This window comes from Streptomyces niphimycinicus, assembly GCF_018883605.1.
Classification (GTDB): Bacteria; Actinomycetota; Actinomycetes; order Streptomycetales; family Streptomycetaceae; genus Streptomyces; species Streptomyces niphimycinicus.
Genome location: NZ_JAHLEM010000036.1, coordinates 26,480 through 39,225, shown reverse-complemented (window position 1 = coordinate 39,225; position 12,746 = coordinate 26,480). Strand labels below are relative to the sequence as shown.

General features: G+C 71.5%; 13 protein-coding genes. 9 read left to right on the top strand and 4 right to left on the bottom strand.

Annotated features, from left to right (window positions below; translation table 11 throughout):
- Positions 1 to 69: 69 nt before the first annotated feature.
- Positions 70 to 1,074 carry a Gfo/Idh/MocA family protein gene (locus KN815_RS04310; protein ID WP_216340341.1) on the top strand — a complete coding sequence of 335 codons (1,005 nt, stop codon included), beginning with the start codon at positions 70 to 72 and terminating at the stop codon, positions 1,072 to 1,074.
- Positions 1,071 to 2,093 (top strand): Gfo/Idh/MocA family protein, encoded by a 1,023-nt coding sequence (locus tag KN815_RS04305; RefSeq protein ID WP_216340339.1) that lies wholly within the window; start codon positions 1,071 to 1,073, stop codon positions 2,091 to 2,093. The genes KN815_RS04310 and KN815_RS04305 overlap by 4 nt, the downstream gene beginning before the upstream one ends.
- 65 nt (positions 2,094 to 2,158) lie before the next feature.
- On the opposite strand, the gene KN815_RS04300 is transcribed toward KN815_RS04305, so the two are convergent.
- Complete coding sequence (locus KN815_RS04300) at positions 2,159 to 2,770, bottom strand: TetR/AcrR family transcriptional regulator (protein ID WP_216340337.1); 612 nt, start codon at positions 2,768 to 2,770, stop codon at positions 2,159 to 2,161.
- 241 nt (positions 2,771 to 3,011) lie between these two features.
- Between KN815_RS04300 and KN815_RS04295 the strand changes: the two genes are divergently transcribed.
- The 5 genes from KN815_RS04295 to KN815_RS04275 all read left to right on the top strand — a co-directional run bounded on the left by KN815_RS04295 (position 3,012) and on the right by KN815_RS04275 (position 8,152).
- Positions 3,012 to 3,569 carry a 2Fe-2S iron-sulfur cluster-binding protein gene (locus tag KN815_RS04295; protein WP_216340335.1) on the top strand — a complete coding sequence of 186 codons (558 nt, stop codon included), beginning with the start codon at positions 3,012 to 3,014 and terminating at the stop codon, positions 3,567 to 3,569.
- Positions 3,566 to 4,558, top strand: a complete 993-nt coding sequence (locus tag KN815_RS04290; RefSeq protein ID WP_216340333.1) for an FAD binding domain-containing protein — start codon at positions 3,566 to 3,568, stop codon at positions 4,556 to 4,558. Before KN815_RS04295 ends, KN815_RS04290 begins: the two co-directional genes overlap by 4 nt.
- A complete protein-coding gene (locus KN815_RS04285) occupies positions 4,555 to 6,705 on the top strand; it encodes a xanthine dehydrogenase family protein molybdopterin-binding subunit (RefSeq protein ID WP_216340331.1) in 2,151 nt (716 codons plus the stop codon). The genes KN815_RS04290 and KN815_RS04285 overlap by 4 nt, the downstream gene beginning before the upstream one ends.
- Before the next feature lie 185 nt (positions 6,706 to 6,890).
- Positions 6,891 to 7,424 carry a ferritin-like domain-containing protein gene (locus KN815_RS04280; RefSeq protein ID WP_216340329.1) on the top strand — a complete coding sequence of 178 codons (534 nt, stop codon included), beginning with the start codon at positions 6,891 to 6,893 and terminating at the stop codon, positions 7,422 to 7,424.
- A 20-nt stretch (positions 7,425 to 7,444) separates the two neighbouring features.
- The gene (locus KN815_RS04275; protein ID WP_216340327.1) at positions 7,445 to 8,152 is read left to right on the top strand and encodes a pentapeptide repeat-containing protein; all 708 of its coding nucleotides are present in this window, start codon (positions 7,445 to 7,447) and stop codon (positions 8,150 to 8,152) included.
- Here the strand turns inward: KN815_RS04275 and KN815_RS04270 are convergent.
- Complete coding sequence (locus tag KN815_RS04270; protein WP_216340324.1) at positions 8,110 to 8,454, bottom strand: hypothetical protein; 345 nt, start codon at positions 8,452 to 8,454, stop codon at positions 8,110 to 8,112. The two genes, KN815_RS04275 and KN815_RS04270, sit on opposite strands and share 43 nt — an antisense overlap.
- Before the next feature lie 204 nt (positions 8,455 to 8,658).
- Between KN815_RS04270 and KN815_RS04265 the strand changes: the two genes are divergently transcribed.
- Positions 8,659 to 9,525 (top strand): AraC family transcriptional regulator, encoded by an 867-nt coding sequence (locus KN815_RS04265; protein WP_216340322.1) that lies wholly within the window; start codon positions 8,659 to 8,661, stop codon positions 9,523 to 9,525.
- Between the two features lie 67 nt (positions 9,526 to 9,592).
- On the opposite strand, the gene KN815_RS04260 is transcribed toward KN815_RS04265, so the two are convergent.
- Entirely contained in the window at positions 9,593 to 11,029 is a 1,437-nt protein-coding gene (locus KN815_RS04260) for an APC family permease (protein WP_216340320.1), read from the bottom strand.
- Positions 11,023 to 11,868, bottom strand: a complete 846-nt coding sequence (locus tag KN815_RS04255) for a carbon-nitrogen hydrolase family protein (RefSeq protein WP_216340317.1) — start codon at positions 11,866 to 11,868, stop codon at positions 11,023 to 11,025. Before KN815_RS04255 ends, KN815_RS04260 begins: the two co-directional genes overlap by 7 nt.
- A 109-nt stretch (positions 11,869 to 11,977) precedes the next feature.
- On the opposite strand from KN815_RS04255, the gene KN815_RS04250 reads away from it, so the two are divergent.
- Positions 11,978 to 12,739, top strand: coding sequence for a FadR/GntR family transcriptional regulator (locus tag KN815_RS04250; RefSeq protein WP_216340315.1), 762 nt, complete (start codon positions 11,978 to 11,980; stop codon positions 12,737 to 12,739).
- Positions 12,740 to 12,746: the final 7 nt, after the last annotated feature.

Below are 12,746 nucleotides of genomic sequence, written 5' to 3'. Positions count from 1 at the left end.
CGGCCGGAAACCGCACCGCCAAAACCCCCACCCGCACCAGCCTCACCGTCAGAAAGGGCACAACTCCCCATGCGTATCGGCATCATGGGCCTGGGCCGGATCGGCGCCTTCCACGCCGAGACCCTGTCCACGCTCGACGCGGTGGACTCCCTCGTGGTCACCGACCCGGTCGCCGCGGCGGCCACCACCGCCGCCGAGCGGTTCGGCGCCCGGGCGGTGGCCTCGCCGGAGGCCCTGCTCGCCGCCGGTGTGGACGGCGTCGTGATCGCCGCGGCGACCGACGCCCACCCCGAACTGATCCTCGCCGCCGTACGGGCGGGCGTACCGGTCTTCTGCGAGAAGCCGGTGGCGCGCACGATCGAGGAGAGCCTCGATGTCCTCCGCGCGGTGAAGGACAGCGGCGTGGAGGTCCATATCGGCTACAACCGGCGCTTCGACCCCGGGTATGTGGCGGCGCGGAAGGCGGTGGTCAGCGGTGAGCTGGGGCCGCTGACCACCGTGCGCTCCACCACCTTGGACCCCGAGCCGCCTCCGGCCGCCTATGTGGCCGTCTCCGGCGGCATCTTCCGCGACTGCGCCGTGCACGACTTCGACACCGTCCGCTGGGTCACCGGCCGCGAGGTCACCGAGGTCTACGCGACCGGCGCCAACCGCGGCGCCGACTACATCGCGGCCGCCGGGGATGTCGACACCGCCGCCGCCCTCCTCACCCTGGACGACGGCACCCTCGCCGTGGTCTCCAACACCCGCCACAATCCGCGCGGTTACGACGCCCGCCTGGAGCTTCACGGCATGACGGACAGCATCGCCGCGGGCCTGGAGGACAATCTGCCACTGCGCTCCGTCGAACCGGGCGCCACCTTCCCGGGCGGCACACCGCACCACTTCTTCATGGACCGCTTCGCCACCGCCTACCGGGCCGAGCTCACCGCCTTCACCGAGGTGGCGGCGGGGCTGCGGCCCTCCCCCTGTACCGTCGCGGACGCCGTCGAGGCCGGCTGGATCGCCGAGGCGTGCACCCTGTCCCTGCACGAGCACCGCCCCGTGAGCATGGAAGAGGTACGGAAGGCATGACGACAGCCGAGCCGCTGCGCATCGGGATCCTGGGCGCCGCCCGGATCTCCGCGCTCTCCCTGGTCGGCCCCGCCCGTGCGGGCGGCCACCGCCTCGTCGCGGTGGCCGCCCGCACCCGTGGCCGGGCCGATGCCTTCGCCGCCGAGCACGGCATCGAGCGCGTTCTCGGCTCCTACGCAGAGGTGATCGGCGACCCCGAGGTGGAGGTGGTCTACAACCCGCTGGCCAACGGCCTGCACGGCCCGTGGAACCTCGCCGCCCTCGCCGCGGGCAAGCACGTCCTGAGCGAGAAGCCGTCGGCGAGCAACACCGAGGAGGCCACCGAGGTGCGCGACGCCGCCGCCAAGGCGGGCACCGTCTTCATGGAGGGCTTCCACTACCTCTTCCATCCCGTCACCCGCCGCCTCCACGAACTGCTGGGCTCCGGGGAACTCGGGGAGCTGCGGCATGTCGAGACGATGGTCGCCATGCCCGCTCCGCCCGGGTCCGACCCCCGCTGGTCCCTCCCCCTGGCCGGGGGCGCCCTCATGGACCTGGGCTGCTACAGCCTGCACGCGCAAGCCACGCTCGCGCCCTGGGCCGGTGGTCCCCCGCGTCTGGTCACCGCCCGCGGCGGCGCACGGCAGGGCGCACCGGGGGTCGACGAGTGGCTGGACGCGGAACTGGCCTTCCCGGGCGGCGCCACCGGATCGGCCCGCTGCCATATGGCGTACGGGGACTTTCGGATGAGCCTGCGGATCGTCGGCTCGCGGGGCGAGGCGACGGCCGTGAACTTCGTCCAGCCCCATCTGGACGACCGCGTCCTGGTGCGCACGCCCGCGGGTGAGCGGACCGAGGAGCTGGGCAAGCGCTCCTCGTACACCTACCAACTGGAGGCGTACGCCGCTCATCTGCGGCATGGCGCGCCGCTTCCGCTGGACGCGGAGGACGCGCTGACCACCATGTCCCTGATCGACGCGTGCTACCGCACCGCCGGGTTCCCGCCCCGGCCCCGCACCGCGCTTCCCGCCTCGGGCTGATCCCGCACCCGCGGGGGCACGGTCGTCGCCGACGTGCCCCCGCCGGCCTGTCCCCGGCCGCCGGCTCAGCCCGCCGTATCGGCCGTCGGCCCCGGCCGTCCCGCCGCGGGCGCGCCCACGCGCAGTCCGTCCATGACCAGGTCCAGCAGCCGTCTGGCACGCACCGGCCCCTGGTCATCGGGACTGATCTGCCACAGACCGGAGATGGCGAGCAGGAAGTCGTCGGTGGTCACGTCCGGACGGATCGTGCCGACCTCCTCGTTCGCCTTCAGCAAAAGCGCCACGGCCTCGGCCATCCGGCCATGTCCCGGTTTCTTCTGTCCGCAGTCGGCGCTGAGGGCCTTGTGCAGCGCGTCGGCCAGACCGGCCTTGGCCATGGCGAACCGGGCCAGATGCCCCATCCACTCCCGGAGCGCCTCATCGGGCGCCCGGCTGCGGAGCAGCTCGGCCGCGATGTCCGCGACCTGAAGCATCTCGTGGCGGTAGATCTCCAGCACGAGGGCCTCGCGGCTGGGGAAGTTTCGGTACAGCGTGCCCTGTCCGACGCCCGCCTTCTTCGCGATGGTGCTCAGGGGGACATCCGCCGAGCGGGTCAGCTCCGCCAGCGCCACTTCCAGGATGCGCTCGCGGTTCGCTTGCGCGTCCGAGCGCAGCCGCGCGTCCTTCTCTGCCTGCACACATCCTCCTTCCGGACACCGCATAGCGCCGACATAGCGCCGACCTTGCCTACCGGACACCTGTCCGCTAGGTTTCATGCATAGCGGACAGGTGTCCGCTTAGGTCCACCTTACCGGCTGAAACGGCTCGTGGGGATGGCCGGAACCGAGCGCCGACCGGCATTCTCACGCATTCCCCTCCCCCGGGACCTCTCATTGGACGACTTCGACGCGCACCACACCCGCGAAAGAAGGCTGACTCATGGCCCCATCGACGTCCAGCGTCATCACGCTGACCATCAACGGCGAGAAGTACACGCTGCCCGTCGACCACCGCACCACCCTGCTCGACGCCCTGCGTGAGCATCTCGATCTCACCGGGACCAAGAAGGGCTGTGACCAGGGCCAGTGCGGGGCCTGCACGGTACTGCTCGACGGCCGCCGGGCCGTCTCCTGCCTCCAGCTCGCGGTGGCGGCCGAGGGCCGTGACGTCACCACGATCGAGGGCGTGGCCGACGGCGACCGGCTGCATCCGGTGCAGCAGGCGTTTCTCGACCTCGACGGCTACCAGTGCGGCTACTGCACCCCAGGGCAGATCTGTTCCGCCCTGGCCGTGATCGAGGAACACGCGGCGGGCTGGCCGAGCGCCGTCACCGCCGACGTCCGCCCCGAAGCGGGGCCGCCACCACTGACCGCCGATGAGATCCGGGAGCGGATGAGCGGCAATCTGTGCCGCTGCGGCGCGTATGTGTCGATCGTGCAGGCGGTCGCGCAGGCGGCCGAGGCTCAGGCGACCGGGACCGAGGAGGTCGTGGCATGAAGGAGTTCGGCTACCAGCGTGTCCTTGATGTCTCCGAGGCGGTCGCCGTACTCGGTGCCGATCCCGACGCACGGTTCCTCGGCGGCGGCACCAATCTGGTCGATCTGATGAAGACCGGCATCGAGCGGCCCGGACGCCTGGTCGACGTACGCGAACTGCCCCTGGACCGCGTCGAGATGACGCCGGACGGCGGACTGCTCATCGGGGCCACCGTCACCAACAGCGATCTCGCCGCCCATCCCGAGGTACGGCGCCGCTACCCGGCCCTCGCGCAGGCCGTCCTGGCCGGTGCCTCCGGGCAACTGCGCAATATGGCCACCGTCGGCGGGAATCTGCTCCAGCGCACCCGCTGCGGCTACTTCACCGATGTGGCGGGGCCCTGCAACAAGCGCCTGCCCGGCAGTGGCTGCCCGGCCATCGAGGGTGAGCACCACAACCACGCGATCCTCGGCGCCTCCGGGCACTGCGTGGCCACCCACCCCTCGGACATGGGGGTCGCGCTCGCCGCCTTCGACGCCGTCGTGCGGTACGAAACCGCCGACGGGCCGGGCGAGTTGCCGCTCGCGGACTTCTATCTGCCCGTGGGCGACACCCCGCATCTGGAGACGGCGCTGCCCTCCGGCGCACTGATCACCGGCGTCATCCTGCCCCCGGCCCCGGTCGCCGCGCACTCCCGCTACCGCAAGGTCCGCGAGCGCGCGTCCTACGCCTTCGCGATCGGTTCGATCGCCGCCGTCCTCGACGTCCGGGACGGTGTCGTCCACGAGGTCCGCCTCGCCTTCGGAGCGGTCGCCTCCCGGCCGTGGCGGGCGCTGGAGGCCGAGCGGGCGCTGACCGGAGGCCCGGCGACCGCCGAGGCGTTCGCCGCCGCCGCGGACGCGGAGCTGGCCGCCGCCGAGGCACTGCCCCACAACGGATACAAGGTGCCGCTGATGCGCAACCTCGTCGTGGCCCTGCTGACCGAACTCGCCGAGGAGGCCGCCCGATGACCACGACGACCGGAACCACCACGACGACGGGGGCCCTCGGCACCGCGCGCACCCGTGTCGAGGGCCGGGAGAAGGTCACCGGGGCGGCCCGCTACTCGGGCGACATCCCGCTGCCCGAACTCGCCCATGGCTGGATGGTGTTGTCCACCATCGCCCGCGGCCGGATCCGCTCGGTCGAGGCCGACTCCGTCCTCGCCATGCCCGGTGTCCTCGCGGTCCTCCACCATGAGAACGCCCCGCGCGTCAACCTGGACTACATGGGCATGATCGGGCCGCCCGACCCGATCATCGGGGTCTTCCAGCACGACCGTGTCCCCTTCCGGGGCTGGCCGGTGGCGCTGGTCGTCGCCGAGCGGCCCGAGCAGGCCCGGGAGGCCGCGGAAGCGCTGGTGGTCCGGTACGACCAGGAGTCGCACGACACCGACTTCTTCGCCGGACACCCCGATGTGTACACCCCCGGGGACTCGCCGTTCGGTGCGGCGGAGGCGACCAAAGGCGACATCGAGGCCGAGCTCGCCGCCTCCACCTTCGTCGTGGACGCCGAGTACACCACCCCGGAGGAACACCACAACCCCATGGAGCCGCACGCCGCGACGGCCCGCTGGGACGGCGGCCGGCTCGAGGTCCTCGACTCCAATCAGGGCACCTCGTACGTGGCCGGTGAGCTGGCGCAGATCTTCTCCCTCGACGCGGAGTCGGTGCGGGTGCGGTCCGAGCACGTCGGCGGCGGCTTCGGCTCCAAGACCATCGGCTCGCACCAAGTGGCCGCCGCCATGGCCGCGACCGTCCTCGACCGTCCGGTGCGCGTCGTGATGACCCGCCGCCAGATGTTCTCGACCATCGGCTATCGCAGCCCCACCGCGCAGCGGGTCCGGCTCGGCGCCGACGCGTCGGGGCGGCTGCGCGCGCTCGACCACCGGTCCGAGTGCGTCACCTCGACCGTGCACGAATTCATCGAGCGCAGCGCCACGGTGGCGCGTGTGATGTACGACGCCGACGCGCACCACACCAGCGACCGGGTGGTACGGCTCGATGTGCCGACCCCGACCTTTATGCGCGCGCCCGGCGAGGCACCGGGCTCGTTCGCGCTGGAGTGCGCGCTCGACGAACTCGCCGAGGCGTCCGGCATCGACCCGATCGCGCTGCGCGTCCGCAATGAACCGGACCGGGGCCCCGTCTCGGGCCTGCCGTTCAGCAGCCGCAATCTGGTGGCCTGCTACGAGGAGGGTGCCCGCAGGTTCGGCTGGGCGGACCGGGATCCGCGTCCGGGGCTGCGCCGCGAGGGACGGTGGCTGCTCGGGACGGGTATGGCGGCGGCCAGCTTCCACTCGGGGGCGGGCCCGTCCACGGCGGGTGTGACGGCCGAGGCGGACGGCACCTTCACCGTGCGCATCAACGCGGCGGACATCGGGACCGGCGCCCGGACCGGCATCGCCCTGGTCGCCGCGGACGCGCTGGAAGTGGATCCGGACCGGGTCCGGGTGGTCATGGCGGACAGCGACCTCGGCCCGGCGATGATCGCCGGTGGCTCGATGGGCATGCGCTCCTGGGCGTGGGCGGTGTCGATCGCGGTGCGCGAGCTGCGCGAGCGGCTGGCCCTGGGCGGCGACATCCCGCCCGAGGGAATCACCGCGCGGTCCGACACCTCCGAGGCGGTCGGCGCCCTGTCGAAGAAGGAACGGCACTCCTTCGGGGCGCAGTTCGCCGAGGTGGCCGTGGATGTCACCAGCGGAGAGGTCCGGGTGCGGCGGATGCTCGGGATCTTCGCGGCGGGCCGGATCGTCAACCCCCTGACCGCGCGCAACCAGCTCGTCGGCGGGATGGTCTGGGGCATTTCCATGGCCCTGCACGAGGAGGCGGTCCGGGACCGGGCCTCGGGCGGCCATGTCGGACCGGACCTCGCGGGCTATCACTTCGCCGCGAACGCCGATGTGCCGCTGATCGAGGCGGACTGGGTGGACGACCCGGACCCGGACGACCCGGTCGGTATCAAGGGCGTCGGCGAGATCGGCATCGTGGGAGCCGCGGCGGCCATCGCCAACGCGGTGTGGCACGCCACCGGAGTCCGCCACCGCGACCTGCCGATCCGCCCGGACCGGGTCCTGTCGGCGGGGACGAACGTGCCGGAGCCCGGTCACGGAGGCTGACCCATCGTCGAATGTTCGGCGCCGGCCGGGCCCACAGCCCGGCCGGCGCCGAACCGCGTTCCCGGCCGGATACCGCCGATCGGCTGGCGCTGTGCGGCGATCCAGTCATCTTGACGCTCTGTCCGATGCCCTCCGGGCCCCGCGGGGAACACTCGCCCAACCCGAGGAGAGCAGAGAGGGCACCGATGAGCGACGACTTCGTGCTGGACGTGACCAAGATCCGCGACGAGGCCCGCCGGAAGATGGCGGCCGGACCGGTGACGGACACCTACGGTCTGGACAAGGACCGGGTCATCGGCATCCTCAATGACGTCATCGCGACCGAGGTGGTGTGCTGGCTGCGCTACACCCGCCACGCCATCTCCGCCAGCGGGATCGACCGCGCCCAGGTCTCCTCGGAGTTCACCGAGCATGCGAAGGAGGAGATGCAGCATGCGCTGCGCGCCGCCGAACGCGTCTCCCAGCTCGGCGCCGACCCCGACTTCGACCCCGCCTCGCTGGGCCAGCGCTCCCACACCGACTACACCACACCGCCCGACAACGACCTCGAGGCGATGCTGGAGCACAATCTGCTCGCCGAGCGCATCGTGATCGCCGGCTATCAGGAGATCATCCGCTGGCTGGGCGAACACGACCCGACCACCCGCCGGCTGATGGAGTCGATCCTGGAGGAAGAGGAGGAGCATGCCGACGATCTGGTGGATCTGATCGGCGTCTGACAGCCGTGATGGATCGGCCCATGACCACGCGGTGGCCCCGTTCGCTCTCCTGCCTCATCGTGACCGCCCTGTCGTCGGCCCTGCTCGTCGGGTGCGGGGAGGACGACGACCATGGCCGGAGCTGTTCCGGCCGCACGGGCAAGGATCTCTCCAGCCGCACCGTGGCCGGTGGCGATCTGTGGCAGAAGAAGCTGCGGTGCGTCAATCTCGAACGGTCCACCCTGACCGGGCTGGTGTCCGAGGCCAATCTGCGGCGCGGCAATCTCTACGCGGCGCGGCTGGTCGGGGTGTCGCTGGAGAACGTCGATCTGCGGGGCGCCGACCTCCGGCGGGTGGACCTCGGCTCCGCCACCCTCTCGCAGGTCGACCTGCGCGGCGCCGATCTCAGCGGCGCGAGGCTCGACAGGGGTCTGCTCACCGACGTCAGCCTGGAGGGCGCACAGCTAGACACCGTGGAGCTGCGGGCGGCGTCCCTCACCCATGTCGGCCTCAACGGAGCGGATCTGGTCGGCGCCGATCTGGCCGGCGCCACGGTGTCCGACTCCGATCTCCGCGGCGCACGGCTGCGGGATGCCGATATCTCGACGACGACCTGGGAGAACGTCCTGTGCCCGGACGGCTCGCGGTCGAGCGCCCGGAATTCCTGCGCCGACCATCCGAGCCGGGCCGAGTCCCGGGCGGCGGGTCAGTTCCCCGCGCCGTCGGCCGCCTTGCCGGATTCGCCCTGAGACGCCTTCCGCGCGACACGGTGCGCCTGTTCGAGCCCTGCCATATAGGCGTCCAGATAGTCGGCGTCCGACAGCCGGGCGCACGGTCCGGGGACGGGATGGGAGCGGACCGCTCCGCCCTTGTGGGCGGCGGCCCGGTCGGCGATGGCATCGACACAGCGCCGGGTGATGTCGGCCTTATCGGCGGCGGCCGGGGTGCCGCTCGGGTTGCGCTTGTCCCCCCTGTCACCACCGCCGGAACAGCCGGTCAGCAGCAGGGTGACGGCGATGACGGCCGCGACTTCGAGGGTACGGGTGCGCATATGTCTCCCAAGGGCGTCGATGGTGGGGTGCATCATGCGGCGCCGGGGCGGCGGGGCGGGAGTGCCGGGTCACCGTTGTGATGAAACGGTGACCGAACGGGCGTACAGGGCGATCCGGCACACCCGACCGGAGCGGGCACGGGATGTCGGGTCCGGCAGAGTGCGGACTTCCTAACGTGAGGGGCGTCAGGGAAGGAGACCGAGGTGCTGGAGCGGCTGAACGAGGCCCTGGAACATATCGAGTCGCATCTCGATCAGCGGATCGAGACGGCCGAGTTGGCGCGGATCGCGGTGACGTCGGAGTACCACTTCCGCCGGCTGTTCTCCGCGCTGGCGGGGATCCCGCTGTCGGAGTACATCCGGCGCAGAAGGCTCACCATCGCGGGGGCCGAGGTGCTCGCCGGGGAGCGGACACTCCTGGAGATCGCGGTGCGCTACGGCTACGGCTCGGGCGAGGCGTTCGCGCGCGCGTTCCGGGCCATGCACGGTGTGGGGCCGGGCGAGGCCCGGCGGGCAGGTGCCGTACTGCGCTCCCAGCCGCGGATGTCCTTCCGCCTCATTGTCGAAGGGAGCAGCAGCATGCGATACCGGGTCGTGGAGAAGGAGCGATTCCATGTGGTCGGCAAGAAGGTCCGGGTCCCGCTCGTCCATGAGGGGGTGAATCCGGGGATCGCGGAGTTCATCCGGGGCATCGGCGAGGAGACGATCGGGCGGATCGCCGCGCTGTCCGATCAGGAGCCGGACGGGATCCTGGGAGTGAGCGACAACCTCGATCCGAGCCGTGCGGAGGGCACCGAACTCGACTACTACCACGCGGTGGTGACCGGAGCCGCCGCCCCCGAGGACCTGGACGAGCTTGTCCTCCCGGCGGGAACATGGGCGGTCTTCGAGAACTCCGGGCCGTTCCCGCAGGCGCTCCAGTACCTGTGGCGGGACGTCTTCACCCAGTGGTTCCCGTCCAACCCGTACCAGAGCAGGCCGGGGCCGGAGATGCTGCGCACCCGGCTGTCGCAGGACGCGGCGCAGGCGGACGCGGAGTTGTGGATCCCCGTGGAGCGGACCACGGTCTGACACTCCGCCCGGCCGTCACGGCGGCCGGGCGGAGCCGCGTCTCACAGACGGCCGCGGAGTCCGGGTCTCACCCACGCCCCCGCACGCCGTGAGCCCCTCGGGCCAGGCCGGCGATGAGCGCGAGGAAGGGGATGACGCCGAGGACGATGCTCACGCCCACGCCACCACCGGTGACGAGGGTGAAGTTGGAGAACACCAGCCATAGCGCGGTCAGCAGTCCGGCCACGGCCAGCAGCGGGGCGATCCGGGTCTGCCAGGGCCTGCCCGCGGCGAGCTGGGCGTTGCGCGCGAAGAAGGCGACCACGGCGACGGAGGTGATGAGCATGAGCAGGATCATGCCCACCGTCGCCAGCCCCGCCATGGAGCCGAAGACACCCACCAGCGGATCGAGTCCGATGACGGCGCAGGCGACGACCAGGACCAGCGCGGTGACGGTCTGGAGGACCGAGGAGACCGACGGCGAGTGGTGGCGCGGGTGGACGACGCCCAGCCGTGCGGGGAGGAGGTCCTGGCGGGCGAGGGTGAAGGTGTAGCGGGCGATGACGTTGTGGAAGGACAGCACGCAGGCGAAGAGGCTGCTGAGCAGCAGCACCTGCATGACGTCCCGCAGCGCGGTGCCGACGTAGGTCTGGGCGGTGTCCATGAGCATGTTGCCCTGGCTGTCCACGGTCTTCTGGGCCACGGCCGGGGCGTCGTCGGTGCCCGCCGCCAGGACCAGCGCCCAGCAGGAGAGCGTGTAGAAGCCGCCGATGATCAGGACGGCGAGATAGGTGGCCCGGGGGATGGTCCGCTCCGGGTCACGGGCCTCGTCCCGGAAGACGGCGGTGGCCTCGAAACCGATGAATCCGGTGATCGCGAACAGCACGGCCACGCCCAGCGGTCCGGAGAACGCCGCATGCGGGGTGAACGACTCGACATTGACACCGTGGGCGCCGCCCCGGGCGAAGATTCCCGCGTCCAGGACGAGGACCACCACGATCTCCAGGACGAGTGCGACACCGAGCACCTTGGAGCTGAGGTCGATATGGCGGTAGCCGAGGAGGGCCACGACGCCCAGGGCCGCGAGCGCCCACACCCACCAGGGCAGGGTGGGTCCGCCGAAGGTGTGCAGGACATCGTTGACGGCCCAGCCCAGATAGCCGTAGACGCCGACCTGGATCGCCGTGTACGCGACGAGCGCGACGGCGGCCGTGCCCACTCCGGCGCGGTCCCCCAGGCCGCGGGTGGCGTAGGCGTAGAAGGCGCCGGCCTGCGGAACGTGGGGCGTCATGGTGACGAAGCCGACCGCGAACACCAGCAGGACCAGCGAGGCGAGGGCGAAGCCCACGGGGGCTCCGGCGCCGGGGCCGCCCGCGATGGCGAGCGGGACATTGCCGCCGACCACCGTCAGGGGCGCGGCGGCGGCGATCACCATGAAGACGATGGCACCGGTGCCGAGCCGCCCGGACAGATTCGCGTGTGCCGGTTGCCGGGTGGACGCGTGCGCGTCGGAGTCGGTCAGCATGACGGGTCCTTGGTGGCGCGGGCGGACGGGGTGAAGAGGTCTGGCCGGAGGTCGGTCAGATACGGGTTGGCCTTGCGCGCTTGCCGGACCGTGTGCGGGTCCACGGTCGCGAAGAGCAGCCGGTTGCCGTGTTCGACGCTGTCCAGCACGGTCGCCGACGGGCTCACGATGGAGCTGCGGCCGACGTAGCGCAGTGAACCCTCGTCGCCGTCATGGTTGACGTAGGCGATGTAGATCTGGTTTTCCCAGGCGCGCACCCTCAGCAGGTGCTCGGCGATGAACTCGTACGGTTGCATCTGGGCGGTCGGGACCGCGACGAGGTCGGCGCCGGCGAGGGCGGCGGCCCGCACGTTCTCGGGGAACTCCACGTCGTAGCAGATGAGCATGGCGATCCGGACGCCCGCGTAGTCGATGACGGGCGCGGGCAGGTCGCCCGGGGTGAAGTACCTGCGGTCGAGTTCGCCGAAGAGATGGTTCTTGCGGTGCCGGCCGAGGACCGCTCCGGCCGGGTCGATGAAGAAGGCGCTGTTGTAGCAGGCACCGACGTCGTGTTCGGGCGCTCCGAGGACGAGCGCGATGCCATGGGAGGCGGCGATTTCCCGGGCCGGTGACAGCAGGTCGGTGCGGGCCAGGTCCCGGACGGCATCCCCGATGTCGTAACCGGTGACGAACAGCTCGGTGGTGATCAGCAGTTCGGCGCCTTCGGCACGGGCCCGGCGGCACGCCGCGTCCAGTTCATGGAGATTGGCGTCGACGTCGCCGGGCGTCCCCGCCGTCTGTAGTCCGGAGATCTTCATCAGTGCCTTTGGAGTGGGCGTCCAGGGGTGAATGCGAGCCATGAAAACATGCTCACTTTGATCAGGTAAACCCCTGGAGGTCACGGTTCCGCAAAGCGGCGGCCCCCGTCCGAAGGCCCTGGGGCGGCCCCGAGCCCCCTACCCTGAGGGCATGGCGATCCAGGAACCGTCCGGCGCACCGAGCGCCCTGACCAGCAGCGCCCTCGCCGCGATCCGCCGCACCAGCGCCGTCGACACCGTTCGGGCCCGGATCTCCCTGGCGGTCGACCTGGGCCTGCTGGCGCCCGGTGAGCGGCTGCCCAATGTCCAGGCCACGGCGGCGGCGCTCGGGGTCGGCGAGATCACCGTCCGCCGGGCCTTCGGCACCCTGGAGCGCGAAGGCGTGGTCGAGCGGCGCCCGGGACGCACGGGCGGCACCTTCATCGCGGAGCGGCCCCGCCGCCGCACCGTGGCGCAGGTCGCCGCGTACCGGGAGGACAGCGAACGGGTCCACCGGCTGATCGACGAGCGCATCGTGCTGGAGGCCGGTTTCGCCCATCTGGCCGCCGAGCGGCTCGACCGGGACGGGCTCGACCGGCTCGATCAGTGCATCCGGGAGATGGACGCGGCCGAGAGCTGGGCCGAGTTCCACGCCAGCGACCAGCGGTTCCATCTGGCCCTCGCCGAGGGCGCCGGGCCGGCCGCCGCCCTGGGGATGTACCAGCGGGTCACCGGGGAGCTGTACGCGTACTTCCTGCCGTACCCGATGGGCTATCTCCGCAGCAGCAACGAGCAGCACAAGGCCATCCGGGCCGCGCTCGGCGCACAGGACGCCGCCGTGGCGGCCGGTCTGCTCCGGGACCATGTCGCGGAGCTCCACCACTCGATGTACGTCGGCCTCGCGGATGCCGCCGAGCGGGGCGACGACGGCTGACCGCGGC